The organism is Microbacterium sp. ZKA21 (assembly GCF_050434165.1).
GTDB lineage: Bacteria > Actinomycetota > Actinomycetes > Actinomycetales > Microbacteriaceae > Microbacterium.
Genome location: NZ_JBNPVV010000001.1, coordinates 811,287 through 837,815 on the forward strand (window position 1 = coordinate 811,287; position 26,529 = coordinate 837,815).

At 68.6% G+C, this 26,529-nt stretch carries 27 protein-coding genes, 1 tRNA gene and 1 other RNA gene; 14 read left to right on the forward strand and 15 right to left on the reverse strand.

Annotation, left to right across the window (positions count from 1 at the left end):
• Window positions 1–119: 119 nt before the first annotated feature.
• A complete protein-coding gene (locus tag M2317_RS04085) occupies window positions 120–920 on the forward strand; it encodes a DeoR/GlpR family DNA-binding transcription regulator (protein WP_429457534.1) in 801 nt (266 codons plus the stop codon).
• Window position 921: 1 nt separating this feature from the next.
• Here M2317_RS04085 and M2317_RS04090 read toward each other — a convergent pair whose 3' ends face one another.
• The 12 genes from M2317_RS04090 to M2317_RS04145 all read right to left on the reverse strand — a co-directional run bounded on the left by M2317_RS04090 (window position 922) and on the right by M2317_RS04145 (window position 15,366).
• Entirely contained in the window at window positions 922–1,809 is an 888-nt protein-coding gene (locus tag M2317_RS04090; protein WP_429457536.1) for a LacI family DNA-binding transcriptional regulator, read from the reverse strand.
• A gap of 55 nt (window positions 1,810–1,864) precedes the next feature.
• A complete protein-coding gene (locus M2317_RS04095; protein ID WP_429457538.1) occupies window positions 1,865–4,117 on the reverse strand; it encodes an FAD-dependent oxidoreductase in 2,253 nt (750 codons plus the stop codon).
• Window positions 4,118–4,167: 50 nt separating this feature from the next.
• Window positions 4,168–5,979, reverse strand: a complete 1,812-nt coding sequence (locus M2317_RS04100) for a BNR-4 repeat-containing protein (RefSeq protein WP_429457539.1) — start codon at window positions 5,977–5,979, stop codon at window positions 4,168–4,170.
• 3 nt (window positions 5,980–5,982) lie between these two features.
• Window positions 5,983–7,320, reverse strand: coding sequence for an extracellular solute-binding protein (locus M2317_RS04105; protein WP_429457541.1), 1,338 nt, complete (start codon window positions 7,318–7,320; stop codon window positions 5,983–5,985).
• Between the two features lie 49 nt (window positions 7,321–7,369).
• On the reverse strand, window positions 7,370–8,308 hold the full coding sequence (locus M2317_RS04110) for a carbohydrate ABC transporter permease (protein WP_429457543.1): 939 nt from the start codon (window positions 8,306–8,308) through the stop codon (window positions 7,370–7,372).
• Window positions 8,305–9,213 (reverse strand): carbohydrate ABC transporter permease, encoded by a 909-nt coding sequence (locus M2317_RS04115; protein ID WP_429457545.1) that lies wholly within the window; start codon window positions 9,211–9,213, stop codon window positions 8,305–8,307. Before M2317_RS04115 ends, M2317_RS04110 begins: the two co-directional genes overlap by 4 nt.
• Window positions 9,214–9,429: 216 nt before the next feature.
• On the reverse strand, window positions 9,430–10,650 hold the full coding sequence (locus M2317_RS04120; protein WP_429457547.1) for an acetate/propionate family kinase: 1,221 nt from the start codon (window positions 10,648–10,650) through the stop codon (window positions 9,430–9,432).
• Window positions 10,647–12,761, reverse strand: a complete 2,115-nt coding sequence (gene pta, locus M2317_RS04125; RefSeq protein ID WP_429457549.1) for a phosphate acetyltransferase — start codon at window positions 12,759–12,761, stop codon at window positions 10,647–10,649. The genes M2317_RS04120 and pta overlap by 4 nt, the downstream gene beginning before the upstream one ends.
• A gap of 26 nt (window positions 12,762–12,787) precedes the next feature.
• Window positions 12,788–13,456 carry a hypothetical protein gene (locus tag M2317_RS04130; RefSeq protein WP_429457550.1) on the reverse strand — a complete coding sequence of 223 codons (669 nt, stop codon included), beginning with the start codon at window positions 13,454–13,456 and terminating at the stop codon, window positions 12,788–12,790.
• Window positions 13,453–14,049, reverse strand: coding sequence for a rhomboid family intramembrane serine protease (locus M2317_RS04135; protein WP_429457551.1), 597 nt, complete (start codon window positions 14,047–14,049; stop codon window positions 13,453–13,455). Before M2317_RS04135 ends, M2317_RS04130 begins: the two co-directional genes overlap by 4 nt.
• Before the next feature lie 54 nt (window positions 14,050–14,103).
• An RNA gene (gene ffs, locus M2317_RS04140) (signal recognition particle sRNA small type) lies at window positions 14,104–14,203 on the reverse strand.
• Window positions 14,204–14,208: 5 nt separating this feature from the next.
• Entirely contained in the window at window positions 14,209–15,366 is a 1,158-nt protein-coding gene (locus M2317_RS04145; protein ID WP_429457553.1) for an AI-2E family transporter, read from the reverse strand.
• 104 nt (window positions 15,367–15,470) lie between these two features.
• Here M2317_RS04145 and M2317_RS04150 point away from each other — a divergent pair, with 104 nt between their 5' ends.
• From M2317_RS04150 to M2317_RS04160, 3 genes are read left to right on the forward strand one after another with little or no spacing between them, the layout of a single operon-like run.
• Window positions 15,471–16,448, forward strand: coding sequence for an AAA family ATPase (locus M2317_RS04150; RefSeq protein ID WP_429457555.1), 978 nt, complete (start codon window positions 15,471–15,473; stop codon window positions 16,446–16,448).
• A gap of 12 nt (window positions 16,449–16,460) precedes the next feature.
• On the forward strand, window positions 16,461–17,663 hold the full coding sequence (locus tag M2317_RS04155) for a DUF58 domain-containing protein (protein WP_429457557.1): 1,203 nt from the start codon (window positions 16,461–16,463) through the stop codon (window positions 17,661–17,663).
• The gene (locus tag M2317_RS04160; RefSeq protein ID WP_429457559.1) at window positions 17,650–19,920 is read left to right on the forward strand and encodes a transglutaminaseTgpA domain-containing protein; all 2,271 of its coding nucleotides are present in this window, start codon (window positions 17,650–17,652) and stop codon (window positions 19,918–19,920) included. Before M2317_RS04155 ends, M2317_RS04160 begins: the two co-directional genes overlap by 14 nt.
• A gap of 2 nt (window positions 19,921–19,922) precedes the next feature.
• Here the strand turns inward: M2317_RS04160 and M2317_RS04165 are convergent, their stop codons facing one another.
• Window positions 19,923–20,825: a rhodanese-related sulfurtransferase gene (locus M2317_RS04165; RefSeq protein WP_429457561.1), complete on the reverse strand. Its 903-nt coding sequence runs from the start codon at window positions 20,823–20,825 to the stop codon at window positions 19,923–19,925.
• A 171-nt stretch (window positions 20,826–20,996) separates the two neighbouring features.
• On the opposite strand from M2317_RS04165, the gene M2317_RS04170 reads away from it, so the two are divergent.
• A tRNA-Ser gene (locus tag M2317_RS04170) sits at window positions 20,997–21,084 on the forward strand.
• A gap of 50 nt (window positions 21,085–21,134) precedes the next feature.
• On the opposite strand, the gene M2317_RS04175 is transcribed toward M2317_RS04170, so the two are convergent.
• Together M2317_RS04175 and M2317_RS04180 are read right to left on the reverse strand one after the other, a co-directional pair.
• Window positions 21,135–22,304, reverse strand: coding sequence for a tyrosine-type recombinase/integrase (locus M2317_RS04175; RefSeq protein ID WP_429457563.1), 1,170 nt, complete (start codon window positions 22,302–22,304; stop codon window positions 21,135–21,137).
• Complete coding sequence (locus tag M2317_RS04180; protein ID WP_429457565.1) at window positions 22,297–22,896, reverse strand: hypothetical protein; 600 nt, start codon at window positions 22,894–22,896, stop codon at window positions 22,297–22,299. The genes M2317_RS04175 and M2317_RS04180 overlap by 8 nt, the downstream gene beginning before the upstream one ends.
• A gap of 120 nt (window positions 22,897–23,016) precedes the next feature.
• Here M2317_RS04180 and M2317_RS04185 point away from each other — a divergent pair, with 120 nt between their 5' ends.
• The 9 genes from M2317_RS04185 (at window position 23,017) to M2317_RS04225 (ending at window position 26,518) form a co-directional block, all read left to right on the forward strand.
• Complete coding sequence (locus tag M2317_RS04185) at window positions 23,017–23,223, forward strand: helix-turn-helix transcriptional regulator (RefSeq protein WP_429457567.1); 207 nt, start codon at window positions 23,017–23,019, stop codon at window positions 23,221–23,223.
• Window positions 23,220–23,642 carry a hypothetical protein gene (locus tag M2317_RS04190; RefSeq protein WP_429457569.1) on the forward strand — a complete coding sequence of 141 codons (423 nt, stop codon included), beginning with the start codon at window positions 23,220–23,222 and terminating at the stop codon, window positions 23,640–23,642. The genes M2317_RS04185 and M2317_RS04190 overlap by 4 nt, the downstream gene beginning before the upstream one ends.
• Window positions 23,639–23,977, forward strand: a complete 339-nt coding sequence (locus M2317_RS04195) for a hypothetical protein (RefSeq protein ID WP_429457571.1) — start codon at window positions 23,639–23,641, stop codon at window positions 23,975–23,977. The genes M2317_RS04190 and M2317_RS04195 overlap by 4 nt, the downstream gene beginning before the upstream one ends.
• A 3-nt stretch (window positions 23,978–23,980) precedes the next feature.
• Window positions 23,981–24,358, forward strand: coding sequence for a helix-turn-helix domain-containing protein (locus M2317_RS04200; protein ID WP_429457572.1), 378 nt, complete (start codon window positions 23,981–23,983; stop codon window positions 24,356–24,358).
• Window positions 24,359–24,747: 389 nt separating this feature from the next.
• Window positions 24,748–24,888: a hypothetical protein gene (locus M2317_RS04205; RefSeq protein ID WP_429457574.1), complete on the forward strand. Its 141-nt coding sequence runs from the start codon at window positions 24,748–24,750 to the stop codon at window positions 24,886–24,888.
• Window positions 24,888–25,532: a hypothetical protein gene (locus tag M2317_RS04210; RefSeq protein WP_429457576.1), complete on the forward strand. Its 645-nt coding sequence runs from the start codon at window positions 24,888–24,890 to the stop codon at window positions 25,530–25,532. Before M2317_RS04205 ends, M2317_RS04210 begins: the two co-directional genes overlap by 1 nt.
• Entirely contained in the window at window positions 25,529–25,693 is a 165-nt protein-coding gene (locus M2317_RS04215) for a hypothetical protein (protein ID WP_429457578.1), read from the forward strand. Before M2317_RS04210 ends, M2317_RS04215 begins: the two co-directional genes overlap by 4 nt.
• Window positions 25,677–25,904 carry a hypothetical protein gene (locus M2317_RS04220; RefSeq protein ID WP_429457580.1) on the forward strand — a complete coding sequence of 76 codons (228 nt, stop codon included), beginning with the start codon at window positions 25,677–25,679 and terminating at the stop codon, window positions 25,902–25,904. The genes M2317_RS04215 and M2317_RS04220 overlap by 17 nt, the downstream gene beginning before the upstream one ends.
• Window positions 25,901–26,518: a hypothetical protein gene (locus M2317_RS04225; protein WP_429457582.1), complete on the forward strand. Its 618-nt coding sequence runs from the start codon at window positions 25,901–25,903 to the stop codon at window positions 26,516–26,518. The genes M2317_RS04220 and M2317_RS04225 overlap by 4 nt, the downstream gene beginning before the upstream one ends.
• The last annotated feature ends 11 nt before the right edge of the window (window positions 26,519–26,529 follow it).

Below are 26,529 nucleotides of genomic sequence, written 5' to 3' on the forward strand. Positions count from 1 at the left end.
AGCGGAGTTCGGGCCGGCACCTCCGTGTGCCACTGCCAGCGTAATGCGCCGAGCGGGGGCGACGCTACGTCCGCGCCGCCGCCCATGGCAGACTGGCGTGCAGATCGAAAGGGGTCCAGGTGCTCGCTGCCGAACGCCGCTCGCGCATCGTCTCAGAGGTGCGCCGCACCGGCGCTGCAGGCGTCGCCGACCTCGCGGCGGCGCTGGACGTCAGCGAGATGACCGTCCGCCGCGACATCGACGTGCTCGCGATGCAGGGCGTCGTCGACAAGGTGCGCGGAGGCGCGACGACACCGCGCCTGCCGGACCGTACGGATGTCGACTTCACGTCACAGGCACGGCTTCGCCTCGCCGAGAAGAACGCGATCGCCCGGAGCGCGGCCGAGCTCGTCGAACCGGGCATGGCGATCGGCCTCTCCGGCGGCACGACCGCGTGGGCGCTCGCCCGTGCGCTGCGCGGCATCCCCGATCTGACGATCGTCACGAACTCCCTCCCTGTCGCCGAGGTGTTCGCCCGGCCTGACCGCGCGGATGAGCCGTACACGCAGACGGTGGTGCTCACCGGCGGAGTCCGCACGCCGGCCGACGCCCTGGTCGGTCCGATCGCCGTGCGCGCGCTGGACGTGCTGCACTGCGACCTCGTGTTCCTCGGCGTCCGAGGCGTCGACCTGCAGGCGGGTCTGACGACCTCGAATCTCCTCGAGGCGGAGACGGATCGCGCCCTCATCGCGGCGGGAAGCACCTCGGTGGTCCTGGCGGATCACTCGAAGTGGACGGCCGTCGGCCTCACCACGATCGTCGATGTCGAGGACGTCGACCGCCTGATCATGGACGAGGCCCTGCCGGCCGACGCGGCGGCACAGCTCGCCGACCGCGTCGCGCTCACGCTCGCGCCGCTCGAAGCGCCTGCGGACGTCTGACTCAGCGCGCGGTCGATGCCCGCGCGACGATGCGCGATGCGACGACGACGTGCTGCACCGGCATGTCCATCCCGGGCGGAGTGCTCATCTGGTGCGCCAGCGCGTCCAGTGCCGCATCCACCAGCGCACCGTCGTCCGGCGCGACCGAGGTCAGCGTCGGCGTCGAGAACTGCGCCGCGTGCACGTCGTCGAAGCCGATCACCGCCACCTCGGCCGGGACACGGAGCTCCGCCTCGTGCAGCGCGGCGAGCACGCCGAACGCCAGCGAGTCGTTGGAGCAGACCACGCCGTCGCAGTCGACGCCGCGCGCGATCAGCTCGGACATCGCACGGCGACCCTCCTCCGCTGTGAAGGCGTCGACGGTCGCGATGAGTGCGGCGTCGTCGCTCAGCCCGAGTCGCTGCACGGCCGCCAGGTAGCCGGCGACGCGCTGGTCCGCGGCATCCGAGGGCACCGCATCCCGTCGGCCGACGAACGCGATGCGCCGGCATCCGGCATCCGCGAGGTGCGCCGTCGCGGCATCCGTACCGGCCTTGTTGTCGACTGTGACGTGCGTGAAGGGACTGACCTGGATGTGCTCGCCGAGCAGCACGATCGGTCCGGGTGCCGTGCGCCGGGTGAGATCGCCGACCGTCAGCGAGCGCGGAATGTGGATGAGCCCGTCGATGGGAGGGAGCCCGACGCCGTTCGCGATATCGACTTCGCGCTCGTGCAGACCCGCGGTCTGCTGGATGAGGATCGACAGCCCGCGCTCGTGCGCTCTGGTGACGAACAGCGAGGTGAGCTCGGCGAAGTACGGCTCGTTCAGATCGGGGATGGCGAGCGCGACGATACCGGTCCGCACGCGCCGGGCCACCGGCGCGCTGCGTCGTGCGCGCGCTTCGTTCACGGCTCCGCTCCTCGTCGAGATGCTCTGGCGTCTCACGCTACCGCTCACGCGCGCCTCACCTCTGCACCCGGAACGCGATGACGCGCGCCTGTCGGGCCCCGTTCGTCGCGGAGATCACCAGCCGGGCCGCCGTGATCGGTCCGCTGTCGGCCGGCAGCTCGTGACGACGGTGCCGGCGCCGGTTGCCCTGCACATCCGCGACCGCACGCCATCCCTCCGAGCCGAGCACGTCGACCCGGTAGTCGCGCACCAGCTGCGGGATGATGCGGTCCGGGCTGCGATGGTGATGCAGCGTGTTGAGCTCGAGATCGACGTCGTCGTCGAAGACCAGGCGGATCTCGGTCGCCGAGACCGGTTCGTCCCAGTCCAGCCGCAGCCACTCGTCGCGTCCGGGGACCATCGGCTCGGATGCCCACATGTTCGGGCCGTCGAAGGGGCGGTTGCCTCCGCTGATCGCGCGCTCCGGGGCCAGGACGGCGGATTCGCGGAGCGCGCGGAACAGCACCGACCGGCCGCGCAGCGGCTTCGTCGGCCACTGGACGATGAGCTCATCCCGGCTGATCTCGACGTTCTGATCGTCGTTGTCCAGGCGGTGGACGAGGGTGAGGACCCCAGGGGGCAGTTCCGGGGTCGTGAAGAGCGTGACGGCCGGATCGTGCCGGACGACCACGATCACGTTGCGCGCGCGGTCCGCCGTGAACGCGAGCGGCACATCGACCCAGCGCGCCTCACCCGCCGGGAGCGGGACGGATGCTGCGGCCACCCGCTCCACCGGGATCACGTTCTGCGGGAGATCGGAAACGTACGCCTCGACGACGAGCGTCGTATCGGCATCGCTCGCGGCACGCAGGGCGATGCCGCCGAGTTCGCCCGTCATCGGCACGACGATTCCGATGTCGTCCTTCAACCGATACGGGATGCCGTCGTCACCGGCATCCGTCCCGATCGTGCGGGTGAAGCCGGATGCCGTGATCGACGCCCCCCTGGCGAGGTCGTCCGGATCCTCGTTCGCGACCCCGATCAGCGTCGCGTCTGCCCGCAGCAGGGTCTGGCGCAGCTCCGGCAGATGCTGCTCGTACACGCCGCGCGGCGTCGTCGTGCGGCGGACGCTGAGCGCCGCCGCGGTACCGGCGGCCTCGCCCATCGCCGCGCAGGTGGCCATGACCCTGGCCGCACCGAACGCGATGTGCGTCGCGGAGACGAGACGACCGGCCATCAGCAGGTTGCTCACGTTCCGCGAGTAGAGCGAGCGGTACGGGATCTCGAACACGCCGTTCGAGAAGCGCTGGACTGCGCCGGCACCGGTGGCGTACATGCCGCCGGCCGGGTGCAGGTCGATGGACCATCCGCCGAACGCGACGCCGTCCTCGAACGACGTCTGACCCACGATGTCGCCCTGATGCAGGGTGTAGTCGCCGATGAACCGGCGGTACTCGCGCTTGCCTGGGATGTTGCCGATCCACTCGAGATCGAGGGTGTCGGCGTCGAAGCGTCCGGAGTTCTTGATGTAGTCCCAGATGCCGAGGATCACGCCACGCAGCTCGTCGCGGATGCGTTCGTTGTCGTCGACGATGTCGAGCTCGCCGCCCCACTCGACCCACCAGTACGCCGCTCCGCTGTCGCCGGATCGGATGATGCGGGACTCGGGGATCGGCGTCGTCGTGATGTCGATCGTCGAGTCCGGTGCGACGAAGTCGACCGGCCGGCCGAGATCCTTCGAGTAGAACAGCAGCGTCGACCCGAGGAACTCCTGTTTCGGCTCGTCGGGTGCCCACTCCTCGCCGAACTCGGCCTTGCCCTCCTTGCCGAGCCGGTAGCGGGCACCGGCCAGGTGGCCGACGAGACCGTCGCCGGTGCAGTCCAGGAAGATCGGCGCAGTGAAGGTCGTCGTGATCTCGGATCCCATGGTCCAGCCGGTCACCGAATCGATCACCCGATCGTCCTCCGGTCCGTGGGCGGCGACCTCGCGGACGTCGGTGTTGAGGAAGAGGGCGATGTTCTCCTCCGCCCTGACCGCATCCAGGACGACGTCGTCCCAATGGATCGGGTTGCCCTCCGGGTTCCGGTACTGGTTCTCGACGTACAGCTCGCCGATGATCCCGGTCTCGCGCGCCCATCGCTGGTTGCCGTGGGCTGTGGCCCCGCACACCCACACCCGCACCTCGGACGACGAGTTGCCGCCGAGGACGGGCCGGTTGCCGATCAACGCGACGCGCTGTCCGAGCCGGGCGGCTGAGATGGCGGCCGAGACACCGGCGAGACCTCCTCCGACGACGACGACGTCGGTCTCGATCCTCTGGCTGCGCATGCTGATGGGTTCCTTCCGTGGGTGGGGTGTGCGAGGCGCGGGCGGCGTGCTCAGCCGGTCGCGGCGATCGCTTCTATCTCGAAGACGCGGGCGACATCGGTCGCCGACGCCGAGGGATCTGCGATCTCCAGCCGGACGCCGTCGGCGACCAGGCCTGCGGTGTCGACTCGAACGAGACGATCGGAATTGGCGGTGTAGGAGCCGACGTCGGTCCACCCCTGGGCGGTGTGGATGAGGACGGTGAATCCGCGCAGCACCGCCGAGGTGCCCGGATCCACGCTGTAGCCGCTGCGCACGCGCACTTCGGCGAGCGCTGCAGCCTCCGGCCAGCTGATCTCGATGGTCGGTGTCGGGTCATCGAGCGCTGAGATCCAGCGGCTGGCATCCGTGCAGATTCCGTCGACGGCGAGTTCGGGTCCTGTATCGGCGCGCAGCTGCGAGGAGGCCGTGACCGCCGCACCCACCGCGAGGTTCGTTCCGCCGAGATCTCCGCGCAGAGCCGCGACGATGTCGACGAGGTCCTCACCGGTCGTCTTCGGGCCCGACCGCGGCACCGCGACGTAGGAGAGCACGGCCGGGGCGGCGTTCGGGGCGCTGAGATAGAGCAGGTCCGTTCCGGCATCCGTCGTCACGGCCCGCAACCGCTGCTGGCCGCTGCGGGCGTCGCCGACCGTCTCGTAGCTCCAGCCGTCGCGTCCTTCGGCCTGCTCGATCTTGACGACCTGGCTGCGCAGCTCGCCGCAGACCTGAGTCGTGACCGCTGCGTAGACGCGGACCTTCGATCCGTGGGCGGTCGTGTCGATCGTCGCGCTCGTCGCGGTCCCCGCGCCGAGCGCGGAGGTGTCGACGAGCATCTCGCTGGACCAGCCGGAACGGCTCCAGGATGCGTAGAGCACGTCGTACGCGGTGGCGTCCTTCTCCACGAAGCGGTAGGTGATGCCGACGAGGCGATCACCGCGCAGAGCCATCTTCGCGGTCTGGAGCGCGGGGGTGTAGCTCGAGATGTCCTCCTCCGCACCGAAGTCGCGCCAGATGACCGCTCCGCCGCTGTCCGGTGTGACAGGACCGGCGACGGCGGTTCCGGCGACGTCCTCGATACCGCCTGTCGCGGGGTCGTACACGGCGTACGAACCGAGGTGCCTCGCGGGATCAGCCGGCCAGGGGCCCCATTCCCAGAGCACGTGGACGCGGCCGTCGCCGTCGACCTGGAGGTCGTCAGGATAGAAGGAGTAACCGACTGCTGCGGCGATCGTCGTCTCTGTCTCCCACCTGCCGACCGTCGGGTCGTAGTGGTAGAGGACTCCGTCTCTGCGGCGCTGATCGTCGGCGCCGCTGCGCACGAGCAGCCAGGCATCGCCGTCCGCGCCGTGCGCCGTGATCGGATACGTGATGGTCGCCGTCTGGTCGGGCATCTGCGCCGTGGCGTCGACCAGACTCGTGACATCGCCCGCCGTCTCGGAGCGGAAGTAGTTCCACTGCTCGTGGTGCATCGAGACGAACGCGTGGATGGTGCCCTCCCCGTCGACGACGATCGACGGCTGGTTGTGACCGTTGTCGTCGACGAAGCTCACGCACGCTCCGGCGCCGTCGTGGAGACAGCCGTCTGTCCAGGTGCCGTCCTGGGACCGCGCGGCGATGTGCACCTCGTGCGTCGCCGCGGTCGGGCCGGGGGCGTTGTAGGCGAAGTAGGCGATCCCGTCGACTTCGTCGATCGGGTTCCACCACCCCGCCTGGTTCGAGGCGTCGACGCGGAACGGCAGATCCTCCGCAGCATTCTGCGGCGGTGCCGCGACGGCGGGGATGATCCCCGCCGTCGCGAGCGCCGCACCGGCGAGCGCGCTGAGCGCGATACGGCGGCGCATGGCTCAGCCGACGAGCTTCTGGGCCGCGTCGCCGGCGGCCTTCATGGCGTCGGCGGGCGTCGCCGAGCCGACGAGCACTGCCTGCACCTGCTCGGCGATCTCGGTCTCGATCTGCGAGTAGGTCGTGAACGCCCAGAACGGGTTGGTCGTGGCCGTCGCCGTGATGCGCTCGCTGAACTGGGTGCCGAAGACGTCGTCCTTCACGACGGCGGACTCCTGCGCCTCGGTGGTCACGGGCGGCAGGCCGCGCACGGCGTAGTCCGCCAGCACCGTGTCCAGGTCGCTCGTAGCGAACTGCGCGAAATCGCCGGCCGTGGGTGCGCCATCCCCGTCGATGACGGCGATCGCACCGCCCCAGACCAGCGCCCGCGGAGTGTCGCCCTTCTTCAGCACCGGACGCGAGACCGGAGCGAGCTTGCTCGCGAGGTCGGGGTCCGGCGACTCGCCCACCACCGCATTGCGCCCGACCGGCGCGTCGTCGTAGATCGCGGCGCGCCCCTGCGCGAACAGCGACCGGGCGTCGAACCGGTCCACGTCCGCCGCGATCAGTCCCTGGTCGTACAGGCTCTTGTACCAGGTGACGGCCTCGATCGAGGCGTCGTCGCCGATCGTCACGGTGTCGCCGTCGACGAGCGGGCTGCCGAAGGTCTGCATCCAGATCAGGATGTCCTTCAGCTGCGCCGCCTTGGTGGATGCCGCATACGGGATGAGTCCTCCGCCGAGCCCCTTGAGATCCTTGAGGGTCTTCTCGTAGGCATCGATCGTGGTCGGGAACTCCTCTGGGGTCACGCCGACCTTGGCGAGGATCTCGGAGTTCGTGACGAGACCGATCGCACCGATCGTCCACGGCAGCGCGTACTGGGTGCCCTCGAACTGCGCGGCCTTCAGCGCGGCATCCGTGTAGCCCCGTCCCTCGGTGAGCGACGAGAGATCCTGGAGCTTGCCGAGTGCGGCGAGCGAGCCGAGCCACGCGACGTCCACGTGCGCGGCGCCGGTGAACTGGCCGCCGCGCACCTGCAGCAGCAACTGGTTGAAGTACTCGTTGTAGGGGAAGGAGACATCAGTCACCTTCACGGACTGCTTGTCCTGGTACGAGGCGACGATCGCCTCCAGCGCGGGGGCCGCGGCCTCCTCGGTGAACGACCACGAGGCGAACGAGAAGTCGGTCGGGTCGGCGCCGTCGAGTCCGGCTGTCGAACCTCCGCCGGCGGCCGGTGCGGTTCCGGCTCCCGTTCCGGTCGGCGCACAGGCCGCCAGCGTCACGGCGGCCGCACCGATGCCGAACAGCTGCAGCGCGCGACGGCGGTTGAACTCGAGGTTCATGAGGGGTGATGCGGACATATCGTCCTCCTTGTCGATGTGTCTGGTTGGTGGAGTTGCGTGATGCGGATCAGCCCTTGACCGCGCCGGCGGTCATACCGCCGACGAGGTAGCGCTGGAGCAGGATGAAGACGATCGCGACAGGGAGCGAGACGACGAGCGATGCCGCCATGAGCTCCGGCCATGCGGTGGACGCCTCGCCGACGAACGTGTTGACGAGCCCCGGCGGGAGCGTCTGCTTCTCGGGGCCGGCGAGCGTGAGGGCGAAGATGAAGTCGTTCCAGCCGCGAACGAACGCGAACAGCCCGGCGGCCACGAGACCGGGAGCCGAGAGCGGCAGCACGATCGAGTGGATGATGCGCATCCGCGAAGCGCCGTCGACGCGCGCCGCTTCGATGAGCTCGTCCGGGATCGTGTCGAAGAACCCCTTCAGCATCCAGACGCACAGCGGGAGTGTGAAGGTCGTGAACGACAGCACCAGCGCTGTGTAGGTGTTCAGGAGGTTGTAGGCCGCGAACACCGTGTACAGCGTCACCAGCAGCAGAGCCTGCGGGAACATCTGCGACGCGAGCACGAAGTACATCAGGGCGCGGCGCCCCGTGTAGCGGAACTTCGAGAACGAGTAGCCCATGTAGGCGGACACGAGCACCGACAGGACGGCCGTGATGACCGAGACGATGACGCTGTTCTGCAGGTACACGAACAGCTGCGGGTTGGAGAACAGCGAGGCGTACGCCTCGAACGAGATCTCGCTCGGGAACAGCTTCGGCGGATAGGCGAAGACGTCGGTCTTCGGCGTGAGCGACGTCGCGAGCAGCCAGTACACCGGGAGCAGCGCGAACCCGCCGAAGACGAGGATCGTCAGCCAGGCGGCGATGCGCACCCCCGGCCGCTCCCGACGTTCGGCGGATGCCGGCCGAGGTTTGCGGACCTTGCGAGGAGGGAGCACCTGGGCGGCCGTGGCCCCCGCCGAGGTGGCCGGGTTCTCCGGCAGCAGCGTGGCGGTCATTTCTTCTCCCCCTTCTCCGAGAAGCGCACATAGACGACGACGAGGATCATCAGCAGCAGGAGCCAGAGCAGGCCCAGGGCGCCGGCATGACCGAGGTCGAAGCTGTGGAAGGCGGTCTCGTACACCGCGGTCGCGAACGTCTGCGTGCTTCCGGCCGGTCCTCCGCCGGTGAGGACGTAGATGATGTCGAAGTGCTGGAAGTTCCAGATGAACTCGAGAAGCAGGACGAGGCCGATGATGCCCTGCATCTGCGGGACGGTGATGGAGAAGAAGCGGCGGATCGTGCCGGCGCCGTCGATCTCGGCCGCCTCGTGCAGCTCGCGGGGCACCGTCTGGAGCCCCGCGAGAAGCATGACCATCATCCACGGGAAGGACTGCCAGGTCTTCGCGATGATCACGGCGACCATCGCGGTCCCCGGCTGCGCGAGCCACGCCTGCGGTTCGTCGATCAGGCCGATCCCTTGCAGCAGGGCGTTCATCACGCCGTAATTGGCGTTGAAGATCCACATCCACAGGAACGACACGACGACCCCGGGCACCAGCCACGGGATGAGCATGAGCCCGCGCATGACCTTGGATCCGGCGATCCGCGTGTTGAGCGCGAGCGCCAGAGCGAAGCCGATGATGAACGGCAGCACCGTGGTCCCGATCGTGAAGACCATCGTCTGACCGAACAAGGTCATGAACTCGCCCTGGAGGACATCGATGATGTTCTGCAGCCCGACGAACTCGCGCCCCGGGAAGAGAAGGCTCTGCTCGAAGAACGCCGTGACGAGACTCGTGATGAGCGGATAGACGACGACTGCCGCGAGCAGCGCGAGCCCGGGGACCACGAGGAGGAAGGCGAAGAACTTGTCCGAGATGCGTCTCGGCTTGTTTACTTCTGTTGCTAATTGTGAAGTCATGTTTCCCACGTCTCTGTGCAGACTCTGTCGCCTTTGAGCAGGCAACCCAGCAGGGTTGCGGGAACCAGCTTCGCGGAGCGGAGCGCGCGCGTCAATTCACGACGGTAACGCTTGAGTAACGGGAAGTTCTTACTTGTTTTAACTTGTTTACTTACGATGTGCGATTGCGGCAGCGTGAGGCAGCCCTACTGCGCATGGGCAGGGGAACGAGACGTCTCAGACCAGGCTCAGCGCCTGTCGGGCGATCTCGAGTTCCTCGTTCGTCGGGACGACGAGGACGTCCACGGTCGACTCCGTCGTCGAGATGCGACGGATGCCGGGGCGCCGCTGCTCGTTGAGCTCGCGGTCGAGCTGCACGCCCAGGAATCCGAGAGTCGCCAGCGCCTCCGCGCGCACCCGCGCGGCGTTCTCGCCGACACCGGCGGTGAACGAGATGACGTCCACTCCCCCGAGCTGCGCGATGTACGCCCCGAGGTAGGCCCGCAGACGGTGGATGTACACGTCGAACGCCAGCGTCGCGGCATCCTCTCCGGCATCCACCCCCGCGAGGATGTCGCGCATGTCGCTGCGTCCGGCCAGCCCGAGCAGGCCGCTCCGCTTGTTCAGCAGGGTGTCGAGGTCGTCCGTGCTCAACCCTGCGCGGCGGGCGAGATGGATCAGCACCGCGGGGTCGATGTCGCCGGAGCGCGTGCCCATGACGAGCCCCTCGAGCGGCGTCATGCCCATCGAGGTCTCCACGGACCGTCCGCCGTCGATCGCGGTCATCGAAACGCCGTTGCCGAGGTGCAGCACGATCTGCCGCAGGTCCTCGAGAGGTCGATCGACGAAGGCGGCCGCCTGCTCCGAGACGAACTTGTGACTCGTGCCGTGGAAGCCGTAGCGGCGCACCCTGTGCCGCTCGGCGAGCGACTTGTCGATCGCGTACGTGTAGGCCGCGGGCGGCAGCGTCTGGTGGAACGCCGTGTCGAAGACGGCGATGTGCGGCACCGAGTCGAAGGCGCGTCGCCCGGCACGGATGCCGGCGACAGCGCCGGGGTTGTGCAGCGGAGCGAGGTCGGCGAGATCCTCGATGTTGATCTCGACGAGATCGTCGATGAGCGTGGGAGCGAAGAAGCGCGCCCCGCCGTGCACAACTCGGTGTCCGACCGCGACAGGAGGCTGGTCGTCCAGTTGCGGACCGTGCTCCGCGAACTGCTCGAGCATCAGGCGGAACGCCTCGTCGTGGTCGGCGATCCGGCGCGAATCGCGATGCTTCTCATCGAGCACCGTCGGTGCCGCCGTGCCGTCCGAGACGCGACGGACCGTGTGGGTGATGTCTCCGGCATCCTGCCCGATGCGCTCGATCAGCCCCTCGCCCAGCGGAAGCTCTCGGTCCATGTCCATGAGGCTGTACTTCAGCGACGACGAGCCGCTGTTGATGACGAGGACGACGCTCATGCGGCACCGCCCTGCGCCTGGATCGCCGTGATCGCGACGGTGTTCACGATGTCCTCCACGAGCGCCCCACGACTCAGGTCGTTGATGGGCTTGTTCAGCCCCTGCAGGACCGGCCCGATCGCGACGGCGCCAGCCGAGCGCTGCACGGCCTTGTAGGTGTTGTTGCCGGTGTTGAGGTCGGGGAAGACGAAGACGGTCGCGCGTCCCGCGACAGCGGACTCGGGCAGCTTCGCCTTCGCGACGGCCGCATCCGCCGCCGCGTCGTACTGGATCGGCCCCTCGACGAGGAGCTCGGGGGCCCGCTCGCGCACGAGAGCCGTCGCCTCGCGCACCTTGTCGACGTCGGCCCCCGACCCGGATTCCCCCGTCGAGTACGACAGCATCGCGATTCGCGGATCGATGCCGAACTGCCGCGCCGTCTCGGCCGACGAGATCGCGATGTCGGCCAGTTGCACGCTCGTCGGGTCGGGGATGACCGCGCAGTCGCCGTACACGAGCACGCGATCGGCGAGCGCCATGAGGAAGACGCTGGAGACGACGTCGACGCCTGGTCGGGTCTTGATGATCTCGAACGACGGCCGGATCGTGTGCGCCGTGGTGTGCGCCGCCCCCGAGACCATGCCGTCGGCGAGTCCGAGATGCACCATCATCGTCCCGAAGTACGACACGTCCGTCACGGTGTCGGCCGCCTGTGCGAGAGTCACGCCCTTGTGCGCGCGCAGCCGCGCGTACTCGGCGGCGAACTTCTCGACGTACGACGGATCCGTCGTGCTGATGATCCGGGCCGCGGCGATGTCGACGCCCAGCTCGACGGCTCGCGCCCTGATCGCGGGTTCCTCCCCCAGGATCGTCAGTTCGGCGACGTCGCGGGCGATCAGTGTGGCCGCCGCCTGGAGGATGCGGTCGTCGCCGCCCTCCGGCAGCACGATGCGCTTGCGGTCGGAGCGCGCACGCTCGATGAGTCCGTACTCGAACATGAGCGGCGTGACGACCGTCGCCTCGGCCAGACCGAGCAGACGGGTCAGCTCCGAGATGTCGACGTGCGTCTGGAACAGCCCGAGCGCGGTGTCGTAGCGCCGGCGGGAGTCCGCGGCCAGCCGGCCTCTGGCGCCCATCACGCGGACCGCGGTGTCGTACGTGCCGAGGTCGGTCGCGATGATCGGCACGCGCGACGCCAGCCCGTCCAGCAGCGTCTCGATCGACTCCGGCAGTGGGAAGGGCCCGTTGAGCACGATGCCCGCGATCGACGGGAACGTGCCGGAAGCATCCGCGAGGAGCGCCGCCAGCAGCACCTCGGTGCGGTCCGCGGGGATGATGACGACCGAATCGGCGGTGAGTCGCGGCAGCACGTTCACCATCGACATGCCGGCGACGACCACGCTGAGCGCCTCCCGCGCGAGGAGATCGTCGTCACCCTTGACCAGTCGGCCGTCGACGGCGTTCAGGATGCCGCGGATCGACGGCGCGACGAGCGAACGGTCCTCGGGGATCGCCCATACCGGCGTCGCCTCCGATTGCACCGCGTGCACGGCGTCGATCGTGTCGGCCGCGGCATCCGGATCCGCACGGTTCACGATCACGGCGAACAGCTCCGCCCGTTCGGCGGCGAGCTCGGCGAGCGCGAGGGCCGCCAGCTGGCTCACCGCGGCAGACGTGCGCGCGGTGGTCGTGCCGAGCTGCTCGGCCCGATGCTGCTGGTCGCGGCCGGACAGCACCAGCAGCACCGGTGCACCCAGGTTGGCCGCGATGCGGGCGTTGTAGCCGAGTTCGGCGGGGCTGCCGACATCCGTGTAGTCGCTGCCGATGACGACGACCGCGTCGCACTGCGCCTCGACCGCCTTGAATCGGGCGATGATCGTCGACAGGGCCCGGTCCGGATCGGCGCGGACGTCGTCGTATGTGACTCCGACGCAGTCGTCGTAGTCGAGCTGGACGCCGTCGTGCGCGAGGAGCAGTTCCAGGACGTAGTCGCGTTCGGCGGACGAGCGCGCGATCGGGCGGAACACCCCCACGCGCGGCGTCACGCGCATGAGCGCGTCGAGCACGCCCAGGGCGATCGTGGATTTGCCGGTGTGTCCCTCGGCCGAGGTGATGTAGATGCTCCGCGCCACGACCCCAGCCTACGCGCCCGCGTGTTTCAGCCGTCGACCTCGCAGGCGCCGGAGAGCGCGTCGACGACGGCCTCGGCATCCGCGTGGAATCGGGCGTAGTGCTGCGGGTCGCTGTTGATCTGCACCCGGTGGATCGCGATCGACGGCTCCAGCTCCTGCCAACCGGTGAGCCGTCCGAGACGGTCGAAGAACAGGCCAGCGGAGGATGCCGGGTCCATCCGCTGCTCGGCACTCCCCCACCAGTCCTGCTGCTGGAACAGGCCGATGCTGCTGGTGCGCGAGCCGTCCGGATTGGTGACGCCGGCGGTCTCCCAGTCGCCGTAGTCGATCACGCGCAGCGAGCTCTCGCCCATCGCCGCCATCACGCCGATGACCTGACCCGCGCGGTCGAAGCCCCGCTCGCGTGCGGTCAGCACGATCGTGGCGGCGTTCTCGAGTTGCTCGCCCTGCCAGCCCTCGATCCCCGCGACGGGGAAGCTCGCCGGTTCGGCGGCGCAGACCGGAGCCTGCGCGGTCATCGGCAGCAGAACGGCCAGCGCGGCGACGGCGGCCACTGCTGCGCTGCCGATCAGCACGCGCCGTGCGACGAGCCGCCGCTGCCGGCGCAGCGCCGCGCGCTTGCGAGCACCCGGTTTGCGGCGCCGAGCGCGGCGGCGGGTCACCGGACGGCGACGGGCCGCCGTGCGACTGCTCACGGGCGCCGCCCTGGTGCCCGTCCGATGAACACGGCGAGCGCGCCGCCGATCGCGCCGAACAGGTGTGCCTGCCACGAGACGCCGTCCGCGACCCCGAACACACCCGAGAACATCGCGGTGCCGTACAGCACGATGACGATCAGGGCGATGAGCGCGTACCCGATCCGGTGCGCCACGCGCCCCGGCGCGCACACGCGCACGACGACGTAGCCGAAGTAACCGAACACGAGAACGGACGCGCCGACGGTGAGCGTGCCAGGCGCGTTGACGAGCCACGTGCCCGCACCCCCGACGACGGCGATGATGGCCGTGACGAGCCAGAACCGCCCTGCACCCTCGATCGCGACGAGGCAGCCCAGCACGAGGAAGGGCAGCGAGTTCGCGATCAGGTGCGCCCAGCTCGCGTGCAGCAGCGGGCTGAGGACGATGCCACCGAGTCCGGAGACGTCCCACGAGCGGAGACCGAACCCGGTGAAGGACCCCGGCAGCACGGCGTCCGCGAACTGGACCGCCCACATCAGCGCCAGCAGGATCACCGGCGACGCGAAGCGGGCGACGGCGCTCCGCCTGGCAGGGGTCCGCGGTGTGGTCACATCCAGATCCTGTCAGTGCGCACCCGAAGGATGCTGGGAGAACAGGCATCCGGAAACGGAAAGACCCTCCGCGCACCCGGCAGAGCCCGGTTACCCTTGCTACGTTTCCGTCCTGGGGGAATTGGCCTGGATGCCGTCACGCGGAGGGCTTGGAACAGTCTACCCGGCTTCGGCGGGTGCTTTCGCCCTCGCCCATCTGGCTGGTGTGTGCGGCCCATCCCAGACCTGGATCACGCCCCACAGCGCCGCAGTGATCGGCACGGCCAGGATCGCTCCGACGATGCCGCCGAGCACCGTGCCGACGGTCAGCGCGACGAGGATGACGAAGGCGTGCAGCTTCATGGACCGGCCCATGAGGAACGGCTGCAGGAAGTTGCCCTCGAGCTGATTGACGAGCACGACGACGCCCACGACGATGAGCGCGACGACCCAGCCGTTCGCGACCAGGGCGACGAGAGCGGCGAGGATGCCGGCGACCGTGGCGCCGACGATCGGGATGAATGCCAGCAGGAACACGAGCACGGCCAGCGGGATCGCGAGCGGCACCTGCAGGATGAGCAGACCGATCAGGATGCCGATGGCGTCGACGGCGGCGACCGTGGCGGTCCCGCGGACGTACGAGCCGAGCGTGCTGACCGTCTTGTCGCCGATGCGGCGAGCGCGCAGGTAGTTCTCGCCGCGGAACGGCCGAAGCAGGAACTCCCACATCTGCGGGCCGTCCTTGAGGAAGAAGAACAGGATCGTCACCATCAGCACGAATCCGGTGACGAAGTTCGCGACGGCGCTGACACCGGCCAGCGCTCCGGATCCGAACTGGGCGCTCGTGACGAAATCGGTCAGCGCGGCGATCCCCTCATCGATCTGTTCGGGTTGCAGGAACTCGAACGGCAGCGTCTGCGACCAGGCGAGCAGCTGCTGGAAGCCCTCCTCCGCCTGGGAGTACAGCTCATCCCACTGATCGCGCACGGCCCACACGATCAACCAGCCGAGAAGGCCCAGGATGACGACGATCGCGAGCAGCGTGATGAGCGTCGCCAGCACGGACGGCACGCCGCGTCGGCGCATCGCATTCATGACGGGCGTGAACGCGCAGGCGAGGATGAGGGCGATCATGAGGGGAATCGTCACGAGCGTGAGCTGCTGGATCGCGAAGATGATCGCCGCCGCGACCACCACGACGACGATGATCTGGATCGACCGGATGCCGAGCTTGCCGAATCCGTCGGCCCAGAGACTCCACGGTGCTCGTGTGGCCTTCAGCTCGACGTCCTGCGACTCCAGTCGCACGCGCTGCGGATCGTTGCGGAACAGTCCCATGCCACGAGGCTAACCGCATCCTGGACCCAGCGGTACGCCCGCGCCCCTGGCGGGTTACGATCGGTTCACAGCCCGACGCGGGGTGGCAGGGCGAGAGGGGACGCATGCATCAGGACGCATCCGCCATGACGGCCGAACGGTTCGCGGAGCAGACCTCCGCCATCCTCGGCTCGGTCGGCAAGGTCATCGACGGCAAAGCGGATGCCGTGCGCAGCGCCCTGGTGTGCCTCCTCGCCGAGGGGCATCTGCTCATCGAGGACGTTCCAGGCGTCGGCAAGACCATGCTCGCCCGCGCCCTCGCCGCAAGCGTGGACGCGACGGTGCGCCGCATCCAGTTCACGCCCGATCTGCTGCCCGGCGACGTCACCGGTGTCAGCGTATACAACCCGGTCGACCGCGAGTTCGAGTTCAAGCAGGGCGCGGTGTTCGCGCACATCGTCATCGCCGACGAGATCAACCGCTCCTCCCCCAAGACGCAGTCGGCGCTGCTCGAGGCCATGGAGGAGAAGCAGGTCACGGTCGACGGCCGGACGCATCCGCTGCCCGATCCGTTCCTCGTCGTCGCGACGCAGAACCCCCTCGAGATGGAGGGCACGTACGCCCTGCCGGAGGCGCAACGCGACCGCTTCATGATGCGCATCTCGATGGGCTATCCCGACCCGGCCGCCGAAGCGCTCATGCTGCGCCAGCGCGACACCGTCAACCCGCTCGCCGCGATCCGCCCGGTCGTGGGATCACGGGACGTGAGCGCCCTCATCGAGGCGGCGCGCGCCGTGCACGTCGCGCCGAGCATCGAGGAGTACGCGGTCGCCCTCGCACAGGCCACCAGGTCGGATCCGAGCCTGCATCTGGGCGCGAGCCCTCGGGCGACGCTGCAACTGGTCCGCGCGGCCAAGGTGTGGGCCGCGTTGGATGCCCGCGAGTTCGTCATCCCCGACGATCTCGCGGCGCTCCTGGTCCCGGTCTTCGCGCATCGGCTGCTGCCGGCGCGCGGCGTCCATCGTGCCGGAGCCCAGCCCGTCGAGGCCGCACTCGCGCAGATCATCGACCGGGTGCGCGTTCCCGTCGCGACCCGCGCCTGAGCGGATCCGGTCATGTCCGAGCGCCGTCGTCGTCCTCTCACCGCCCGCGGGCTGGGCGCGATCGTCCTCGGCGTGCTGTTCGCGATCGCGGCGAACGTCGTGTCGGCGCCGATCCTCGTCTACGTGGCGGTGCTGCTGTTCGTCCTCACCGTGCTCTCGGTACTGGTCGTGTACGTGCCGCGACGCAGCGGCACCGTCACCCGCCAGGTCTCGACGGACCTGCTGACCGTCGGCGAGGAATCGCGCGTGACGGTGCGCTTCGCGCTGCGGTCGCTGCGCATCCCGCACGGCCGCTGGCGCGATGTGCTCCCGGATGCCGTGACCGGCGATGCCGCAGGCGATTACCCGCCGGATGCCGGGGTGCTGCGCTACCCCATCACCGGCGTGCGCCGCGGGATCTGGCCGGTCGGCCCGCTCGTGCTGCGGACCGTCGATCCGTTCGGTCTCGCTCAGCGCGAGCAGGTGTTCGGTGAGACCAGGACCGTCACGGTGGTGCCGGAGGTGATCCCGCTGGCGCCGCTCGCGGCGCATTGGGGCGCCGCGGGCGGCACCGCGCACATGTCGTCGAGTCGGCTCGGTCAGGGCAGTGACAACCTCTCACCTCGGCACTACGTGTCCGGCGATTCGATGCGGCGCATCCATTGGCGCGCGACCGCGCATCGAGGCGAGCTGATGGTGCGTCAGGAGGAAGAGGAGTCCAGCCCCGATGCGATCGTCGTGATCGACCGCGCGGCCAGGCGCTGGGCGCGGCCGGACCGCGGCGTCGACGCGGCGTTCGAGTCGGCCGTGTCGGCGTGCGCGTCGATCGCGCTGCACCTGGCCGGCGAGGGGTACAGCGTCGACGTGCTCGACAGCGCCGGGACCACGATCGGCACGCTGCGCGGTCACGAGGACGACCGCGACGAGCTCCTCGTGGCGCTCGCGATCCTGGCCCCACGAGGCGAATCCCGTGATCTGGCATCCATCGTCGGCGGCACACCTCCCGGTCCGCTGGTGGTCATCACCGGCAGCATCTCCGCGGCCGATCAGGAACTGCTGCATCACGGCGGCGCCGCCGTCCCCATTCTGCTCGCCGCCCACCCGGCGCCCGAGCTGCTCACCACGGCATCCGCAGCCGGCTTCACCTGCGCCGTCCTCACCGACGACATCGCCGCATCGTGGGAGCTCGCGCTTCCCGAGCGCATGCTGGCAGGGGGCGGTCGTGTCCCGCGTTGAGACGCCGACCGGCGCCTGGGCGATGGACGTCGAGCCGCGCCGTGAAGGGATCGTGGGTCGATCTCTTCTGGCAGCGTTCGCAGCGGTCATCGCGCTCTGGCCGTATGTCCCCGTCGTGCACGCCGGTCAGTGGAGTCTCGTCGCCGGCACGCTCATCGTCGTCCTCTGTCTCATCGGCGCGATCATTCGCGTGTTCCTGGCCGAGCGCTCGGCGGTCGCCCGGACGCTGACGACAGTGGCCGTGCAGGTCGCGGCATCCGTGTTCCTGCTGACGGCCATGCTCCTGCCGCAGACGGCTCTGCTCGGCATCCTCCCGACAGCGAGCACCGCGACGGCGTTCGCGGAACTCGCGGCGCAGGCCGGCGCCGAGGTGTACAACGGCTCCGCGCCGCTGGAGGACACACTGGCGCTGCGGACCGTGATCGGTGCGGCGTTCGCGGTGGTCGTCATCGCCATCGATCAGCTCGTCGCCCACCGCCGGGCGCTGCCTGCGGCAGTGCTCGTCACCGTCGTCGGTGCGCTGCCGATGATCATCACCCTCGGCGACGCCAACGTGATCTGGTTCGTCGCGCTGGCGGCGCTCATCCTCATGCTGCTGCGCAGCAGCGCAGGAGGCGACCGTCGTTCGGCGCAGCGCACGTCGGTCGCGGTCATGGCCGGTGTGGGCGTCACGGCGATCGCGCTCACCGTCATCGTGGCACCGACCCTGCCGGTGTCCGCCTCGTGGGTCGGCGCAGGGTCCGGCGTGACGATCGACGCATCGCTGCGGCTGGGCGACGACCTGCGACGGCCGAATCCCACGCAGGTGATGTCGCTCGCGACCAGCGCCGAGACGGCGCCGTACCTGCGCATCGCCACCCTGTCGCGCTTCAACGGCGAGGTGTGGCGCCCGGATCAGGAGGACACGCAGCCGCTGGCGCAGGGCTTCGGCGAACCCGAGTGGGAGGACGAGCTCACCGGCGACGCCCGGCAGACCTCGATCCGGATCCTGGGGCTGTCGAGCTCGCGCCTCCCGGTGCCCTACCCGGCCGAGCGCCTCGTCGGCGTCTCGACGGGGTGGGACGTCATGAGGTCCAATCGCACTGTCGTCTCGGATGTCGCCGATGCCTCGGGGCGCGACTACACGGTCACCTCCGCACTCGTGCGGCCGACGTTCGAGCAGATCGCGGCATCCCGCGCCGCGGGCGGCGACGTGATCCTTGACGATGTGTCGGAGCTGCCGGCGATCATCGCCGAGACGGCGAGCTCCGTCACCGCGGAGTCAGCGAGCGACTACGAGAAGCTCATCGCGCTGCAGAACTGGTTCCGCAGCGAGTTCGAGTACTCGATCGACACCCCCGTCGAGGAGGACTTCGACGGCACGGGCGCTGATGCGGTGGCGACGTTCCTGGATGTGCGATCCGGCTATTGCGTGCACTTCGCCGGTGCCTTCGCCCTGATGGCCAAGACGCTCGGGATGCCGGTGCGCGTCGTGGTCGGCTATCTCCCCGGGCAGCTGACCGACGAGACCCGCGGCGACGAGAAGGTGTACGCGGTCATGAGCGACCAGCTGCATGCCTGGCCGGAGGTGCACTTCGAGGGGATCGGCTGGGTGCCGTTCGAGCCGACGGCGACCCTCGGGACGCCGACCGCCTTCGCCCGAGGTGAGACGACCGGCGGTCCGGGCACCGGGCCGGGGCAGACGCCGACGCCGACGACCGCGCCGTCCGCTGCGCCGTCGGAAGTTCCGACGATCGCTCCGGAGAACCCCGACCAGGCGCTCGGCGGCGACGTGGTCCGGCAGCGGCTGGATCCGACGCCGGTGCTGCTGACGGTCGCCGCGGTCTTCGTCCTGCTGCTCCTGCCGTTCCTGGCGAGGAGCGTGCGTCGTGCCGCGCGGACCGGGCGCGCGCGCACCGGCGATGCGGCGAGCGCGTGGAGCGAACTGCGCGACACCATGATCGATCTCGGCCTGAACCCGTCGGATGCCCAGAGCCCCAGGATGCGCGCGGCGCAGCTCGTCTCCGAGCGCGGCGCGGACGCCGACGCGCTCAGCGAGCTCGTGGCTGCGATCGAGCGGGTGAGCTATGCGCGAGCGGGCACGGACGCCACTGGTCGGTCCGTCCGGTCTCAGGATGCCGAAGACCTCGCCGAGCCGCTGCACCGTGTGCTCGGGGAACTGCGCTCCTCGGTCGACGCCCGTTCCCGATTCGGCGCGGCATTCGCGCCGCGGTCGCTGTTCCTGCAGCGTCCATCGACCGCGCAGGCCGGCGTCTGAGTTCAGGCCGTCGCCGCGGTTGCGGCATGCGCAGCGCAGGCCAGCGCGATGCAGTCCGCGCAGACGACCTGCTGGACGCGGCACGACGGATCGGGGCAGTTCGCCGTGCGGTTCGTGGAGCGACGGCATCCGACGCACTCTCCGATGACCGCGGCATGATCGGAGAAGTCGACGGACCCGCGGCCGTCGAAGACGTACAGCGAGCCGTCCCACAGGCCGTCGTCGCCGAACGTCTCGCCGTACCGGACGATGCCGCCTTCGAGCTGGTACACCTCGCCGAAGCCGCGCGAGGTCATGAGGCTCGACAGCACTTCGCAGCGGATGCCGCCCGTGCAGTAGGTGACGACCGGCTTGCCCTTGAGATCGTCGTACGCACCGGAATCCAGCAACTCGATGAAGTCGCGTGTGGTCTCGGCATCCGGGACGATGGCGTTCCGGAAACGACCGATCTCGGCCTCGAGCGCATTGCGGCCGTCGAAGAACACCACGTCGTCGCGCTCGGCGACCAGCTCGTGCAGAGCCTCGGGGCTCAGCCGCGTGCCGCCGCCCACGACGCCGTCCGCGTCGACGCGCAGTTCGCCGGGTGCTCCGAACGAGACGACCTCATCGCGCACCTTGACGCTCAGCTTGGGGAAGTCGAGGCTGCGCCCGGCGTCGTCGAGGCCAGTGCCCTCGCTCCACTTGATGTCGACGTGCGCGAACGGGGCGTACGAGCGGAACGAACGGGCCCACTTCTTGAGCGCCGGAAGATCGCCGCCGAGGGTGCCGTTGATGCCGTCCTTCGAGATGATCAGCCGGCCGCGCAGGTGCAGCGCCTCCCCGAGGTCGCGTTGCCACAACCGGATCGCCTCGGGGTCGGCGAGCGGGGTGAACACGTAGAACAGCACGATCTTGGGAGTTGCCACCCTGCGATTTTAGGCGGCGTCTGCTGGGCCCACCCCGCGAGACGTGCTTTGTGGCGTGAGACTTAGCCGCCCTGGTCAAGCGTCACCCCGCAAAGCACGTCTCGCGGAACAGCACGGCGGCCGTGGTCACGGCGGCGCGGGCGATCGGATAAGATGGACAGGTTGTTCCCTGGTGACGTGTCCGAGCGGCCGAAGGAGCACGCTTGGAAAGCGTGTGTTGTGCAAGCAACCGCGGGTTCGAATCCCGCCGTCACCGCCAGATCGAAGGCCTCGACTCTCCTAGAAAACACTGGGAAGTCGGGGCCTTCGTCATTCTCCCGATGCACCCCGTGGCAACACTTTGGCAACAACCGCTGCACGGCGAGCCTGATCGAGCGCGACGGCAACACTGTCGAGATCGTCGTCGAACAGGTCCGCGTACGTGTCCAGCGTCATGCTCGCAGAGGCGTGCCCGAGCATTCGTTGCACGGCCTTCACGTTCGCGCCGGCGCTGATCGCCAGAGACGCCGCCGTGTGCCGGAGATCGTGCGGAGTGATGCGCGGCATCCGCACCGGCTCTTCCTCGCCGCGAGCCTTCGCCGCGGCCGCCGCCTTCGCTTCGACCTCGAGCACGCGGTTCACGGCGCCGGCGAACCATCCCTTCACGCTGTTCGGCAGCCGCATGTAGTTGATCCCGTCGCCGAACAGCAGCTCATCGCGACTCTTGCCCTCGCACAGCTTCGCGATCGGCAGCGCCAGGAACTCCGGATACGGGACCGACCGCGCCTCGTGCATCTTCGGCGTACCGACGTGGATCACGCCGCCGACGAGCACGGCGTTCTCCTCGACGTTCACCCGGCGCCTGAGCGCGTCGACGTGCTTGACCCGCAACCCGGTCGCTTCGCCCCACCGGAGGCCGGTGTACGCGAGGAACAGGACCAGCGTGGGATGCGCGGAGGCTTCGGCGAGAGTCTGCACCTGGTGGTGTGTGAGGTACGGCTTCGACTTCGGCACCTTCCGCGGGAGCGCGATGCCGCGGGCGACGTTCCGGCTGACGCGGCGATCGTTCACGGCGACGTCGAGGATCGCAGCGAGAACACCATGCGCACGGAGGACGGTCGAGGCGGCGCGTCCGCGTGAGAGCTCAGCGATCCAGTCCTGCACCTCGGAGTGCTTCACTCCCCCGACCTGACGTGCACCCCAGCGGGGCTGTACGTGCGTCTCCCACGATCCGCGCAGTGCTTGGTAGCTGGACGGCTTCATGACCTGTTCGCGCGCTCTGAGCCATCCTGCGGCGATCGAGGCGACGTCTTCGCGGGCGTCGGCGGGGTTGACGTAGTCGCCCTTCGCTTTCCCGATCTCGACCTCGGCGAGCCGCAGCTCGGCGTCGCGCCGGCGGGTGAAGCCGCGTTCCTGGGTCTGCTTGTGGTCGGGGCGACGGTAGACGATCCGGTAGAGCTTCTTGCCGGCCTTCGTCTCGTAGGAGTGGACGCTACCCATCGGGGAGCAACCCAGCGTTTCGGGCTCGCAAGATCCAATTCGTGGCCGTGCGCCGCTCAAGGCCGAGGGAGTCAGCAACGGCTTTGGCGGGCGCATCCCGAACGATGTACGCGAGGCGATAGACCGTAGCCACCTCCAGAATCTCTGTGTGAGTTGGCCCAATGGCTCCCCGGGGCCGAGGTTCGAGGTCGATTCGGCGCTCCGGGTAGATGTAGCGCATAACGGCCGGCGTCGCCAATCCGACGTCACGAGGCTGGAACGTTCGAGGCAGCACCCAGCGCATGATTCGGAGAGGGGCGACCTCGCGTAGAAGAGTGCCCGTGACCTCGCGCCCTTCTGGAGCACTGAGCTCCAACTTGCGAAGCAGGTAGCGCTCTTCCGTCGCGTCGTAGCTCGCCTCGATCCTCACGAGCGCGTCCTCAGCCTCCAAGGCTTCCGCTGTCGCCTCGGAGAGGGATCGCGTGTCCATGACACGAGAAAGCGGCCCAGTTGCCTCGATCCATGCCGGGAGGGAGATGCCCGGCGGCACAGTCAAGCGCTCTGTCGACTGATTGCCGTCCCACTTCACGAGGGACAAGTCCTGTAGGTGCATGATTCAAACTCTACTTCCGCGTTCTGACAGAGTCGAGAAATACCCAGTGTTGACACAGGTAGGAATAGTGATCTACGCTCCAACTGTTCGCACTCCCGTCAACGAAAGGAAATGGACAAAATGGAAACTGAGTACCTGACCCCCGCGCAGGCCATCGAGGTGATCCCCGGCATGACCGTCGCGCATCTGGCTCAGTTGCGATTCACCGGGAACGGCCCGAAGTTCCTGAAGCCGACGCCGCGGAAGGTGCTGTACCGGCGATCGGACCTCATCGCGTGGCTCGAGGCTTCGGAGCGCACGAGCACCGCGGAGGCGGCGCGAGCATGACCGAGCAGAGGAATGCCCCCGCGGCCGTTGCACCGGCCGACAGGGGCGAGATCGTTTCCTGCCCCATCCCAGAGGAGAACCCGAACACGGACAGCGTATCTGAGTGGCCGTGCTCGATCTACTCCTGGTGCCGCGGCCATGACTCGCTGTTCCCCGAGTCGGACGGTGCGCACTTCGCTGAGATCCGGATCGGAGAGTACGCCGGCGGAGAGCCGCGCGAGCTGCTGATCACGCGATACGAGGTGTCGGAGTACGACGAGCAGGCCCGGTGGTCATTCGCGCTGCCTGACAACACCGACTGGACCTTCGACCCTGACGCTGTCGACGAGGAGATCTCCGGGGCGATCGACGAGCTGCTGCGAGCACGCACTGCGATCCGGGAGTTCCTGGCCCTGCACGATGTGGCGGTGCCGGAATGAGCACCGGCACGTACCCTCGCAGCAACTGGATCCCTGTGCATCTGCTGCGGCTCGACGTCGGCCCTCTGATGCGCGACAGCCTCGTGCGCGAGATGGCGGCCGCTGAGGAGGCGCAGAGCGGCCGGATGATGCTCGTGGAGGAGAACGGCCGTGCGCTGCTGGATCCGGAGCTCTACGAGGCGGTGCGGCACTGGTATAAGGCGCAGGCTGAACTGCTCGCCCAGCACACCCCGACCGCCCGCGCGGCACGGCTCAACGTGGAGCGTGAGAGTCGAGAGCTGCGGCGCCCTGCGTCCGTCGACGAAGCGCTCCGCGACCGTGAAGGAGGTGTGTGACGTGTGGCGCGAATCACTGCACGATGGCTGTTCCGTGAGGGCATCGGAGAGCTCGGGCTCACCAAGAGCGAGGCGCTCGTCCTCCTCGCGCTGCTCGACCACGCCGAGAAGGGCATCGCATGGTGCCCACAGACTCGCCTCTCGCGAGAACTCCGGATCTCACGATCCCAGATCAACCAGGCACAGGCTCGGCTGCGTGAGATCGGCGCGCTCATCGAGCATGAGCCAGGACGACAGGGGCGCGCGACTCGCTATCGATTCGGGGACGTCGGAGAGCTTCGAACATGTCCGCCCACTGGACAGGTTGAGGGGCCGAACATGTCGGATTACCGGGGCAAGTTCAACGTGGTCGACATGTCCAGCTATCGGACTGGAGGGTAGAACTACTTACGTCAGGCGCACTCGCGGACTTTCAACCCGCGCTCTCACGTCACCTCCGACCTCGCAGCGGTCACTGCTCTCGAAGAACAGAGAGATCCCCATCCATTCATCGCGTCATCGCTGCGGAGCAGTGATGGTTCCCCCGGAGGGGGCGGAGGGGGCGATCGTTCCCGACATGGTGAGCCGCCGACGTTGCGTTCCAGCGGGCTCACGGTCTTACGCGCTCCCGCGCGCGCTGGCTGATGAGGGCGAGCTGGCAGGGTGCTCGCGTTCGTCCGCCGGCCAACGTCGTCGAGGTGGAGTGGTCGGCGCCCGAGGCGACTCAAGTACGCGCGTGGTTGTCGCGCGATCGATCAAGGCCGCACACGCGGCAGAGCAGGAGAACGCACATGGCTGACTCGGTGTGGCCTGGAGTATTCCAGTACTGGTTCGACACGATGCCCACGATCGCCGGAGGTGAGGTCGGCCTTCCGCCGAACACGTTCTACATCGACGCGGACACGGGCCAGGTCTACAGGACGGTGAGCTGATGGGCGGCGATCAGACAACCGTTGCATCACGCGAGCGGACGGCGCGAGAGGAGCGCGCACTCGAGCTCGCCAATGCGATACAGACACTGCAGAGCACTGCGCCGAGCGCGCAGAAGCCGGCCGCGGATTGGGTTCGGGAATTCCGAGCGTTCGGGTTCTTCCGCGCGACACAGATCGGCGCCGTTCTCGCTGGGACTGCCCGGAATCTGCAACTGGTGTCGTTCGCGGACACACGCCCACGGGAAGCGGCAATGATCTTCAGAGTGAGCGCGCCGGACGGTCAGCACCGGGTGTCGTGGACGCCGCTGGTCTCGGCGGCGCTCAAGTACGCGCCCGGCGGGGAGAACTCCGGGCACGTCAAGCACGATGATGCCCGGTTGTTCTCTGCGGTCGTAGAGCCTGACGACGTGCTCGCCGTGCTCAATGACTACGAGTGGATCGTCGACACCGCTCGGCTCACCGACGTCCGTGATCACGGCCCGATCGTCGCGACGCTCCCTGTGAGCGTCGTGAGCGATCTTCCCGATTCGCCAGGGAAGGCGCTGGCTATGAAGCTTCTTGGGCCGGGTGCTCTGGTCAAGATAATCGGGGAGCCATACCGGCTCGATCTTCCGATGGACGGCACTTTGCGGAGGGCAGCATGAGCGAGCAGGAACGACAGCGGCTCGAGGCGGAGCTTCGCGAGATGGAGCTGCAACTGGCCGCGGCGAGGGCGGAGGCGCGTGCGTTCCGCACGGCGTTCCACTCGCTGCGTCTGTCTGTGGAGAAGCACATTGAGGAGGTGCCTCGTGTCGACGCACGATGAACGGTTGCGGGCGGCGCTTGTCGTCCGTGAGCTCGATGGGCGCACGGAGCAGGTCGTGACGATGGTGGAGGACGTCGACGGCCGGCCCTTGCACATCGATGAGATCTATCAGCAGACGGTCGTGTTCGTGCCGGAGGCGTTCGGTGTTGCGGCTGAGGAAGTGGAAGCAGCGGCTCTGATTGAGTCCGCAGAGATCGAGGAGGAAGCATGACGGATGCAACGGGCGCTGAGAGCGCCGCAGAGGGCCAGGAGCCGGTGACACCGGTCGAAGGCGAGGAGCAGCCGCAGGAACGGCAGGAGGGCGCGCAGGACGCCGGACAGGAGCCCGCCGAGAGCGAGAAGCGCGGCAATCCGGAGGCAGCGAAGTACCGCACGCAACTGCGCGCCGCGGAGGCAGCGATCGCGGATCACGAGGCGCATATCGCGGAGCTGCAGGAGCACGTGATCTCGAGCATGATCGCGAATCGTGTCGCGGATCCGAAGGTGTTCGCGAAGCTCGTCGACCGCGAAGCGTGGGCAGGCGGGGACGGCCGAATCGATGTCGCGAAGCTCGATGCGTCGGTGGCACAGCTGCTCGAGGATCATCCATCGTTGAAGATCGTCAAGCCGCGCCCCCGGACATCTCCGCAGGTGAACCGAGGGACCCCGGTGGGTGGGGCTGCGCCTGCGTCGACGAGCGCAATCGATCGGGCGTTCCCGAAGTCAGGGACGACGATGCAGAACCTGCTCGAGAAGCGCCCGGATGCGGGCACGGTGGGCGACACGATCCAGTCGCGCAACAAGAAGCGCCAGATCAGCGCTAGAATCGGAGGTGAGGACGAGTAGCAGATCTGGAG

Coding starts and splice junctions, on each gene's coding strand:
- M2317_RS04095 (WP_429457538.1), bottom strand. CDS start 4,117: ATGCGCAGCCAGAGGATCGAGACCGACGTCGTCGTCGTCGGAGGAGGT.
- M2317_RS04100 (WP_429457539.1), bottom strand. CDS start 5,979: ATGCGCCGCCGTATCGCGCTCAGCGCGCTCGCCGGTGCGGCGCTCGCG.
- M2317_RS04105 (WP_429457541.1), bottom strand. CDS start 7,320: ATGTCCGCATCACCCCTCATGAACCTCGAGTTCAACCGCCGTCGCGCG.
- M2317_RS04110 (WP_429457543.1), bottom strand. CDS start 8,308: ATGACCGCCACGCTGCTGCCGGAGAACCCGGCCACCTCGGCGGGGGCC.
- M2317_RS04115 (WP_429457545.1), bottom strand. CDS start 9,213: ATGACTTCACAATTAGCAACAGAAGTAAACAAGCCGAGACGCATCTCG.
- M2317_RS04120 (WP_429457547.1), bottom strand. CDS start 10,650: ATGAGCGTCGTCCTCGTCATCAACAGCGGCTCGTCGTCGCTGAAGTAC.
- M2317_RS04145 (WP_429457553.1), bottom strand. CDS start 15,366: ATGGGACTGTTCCGCAACGATCCGCAGCGCGTGCGACTGGAGTCGCAG.
- M2317_RS04150 (WP_429457555.1), top strand. CDS start 15,471: ATGCATCAGGACGCATCCGCCATGACGGCCGAACGGTTCGCGGAGCAG.
- M2317_RS04155 (WP_429457557.1), top strand. CDS start 16,461: ATGTCCGAGCGCCGTCGTCGTCCTCTCACCGCCCGCGGGCTGGGCGCG.
- M2317_RS04175 (WP_429457563.1), bottom strand. CDS start 22,304: ATGGGTAGCGTCCACTCCTACGAGACGAAGGCCGGCAAGAAGCTCTAC.
- M2317_RS04180 (WP_429457565.1), bottom strand. CDS start 22,896: ATGCACCTACAGGACTTGTCCCTCGTGAAGTGGGACGGCAATCAGTCG.
- M2317_RS04185 (WP_429457567.1), top strand. CDS start 23,017: ATGGAAACTGAGTACCTGACCCCCGCGCAGGCCATCGAGGTGATCCCC.
- M2317_RS04190 (WP_429457569.1), top strand. CDS start 23,220: ATGACCGAGCAGAGGAATGCCCCCGCGGCCGTTGCACCGGCCGACAGG.
- M2317_RS04195 (WP_429457571.1), top strand. CDS start 23,639: ATGAGCACCGGCACGTACCCTCGCAGCAACTGGATCCCTGTGCATCTG.
- M2317_RS04205 (WP_429457574.1), top strand. CDS start 24,748: ATGGCTGACTCGGTGTGGCCTGGAGTATTCCAGTACTGGTTCGACACG.
- M2317_RS04210 (WP_429457576.1), top strand. CDS start 24,888: ATGGGCGGCGATCAGACAACCGTTGCATCACGCGAGCGGACGGCGCGA.
- M2317_RS04215 (WP_429457578.1), top strand. CDS start 25,529: ATGAGCGAGCAGGAACGACAGCGGCTCGAGGCGGAGCTTCGCGAGATG.
- M2317_RS04225 (WP_429457582.1), top strand. CDS start 25,901: ATGACGGATGCAACGGGCGCTGAGAGCGCCGCAGAGGGCCAGGAGCCG.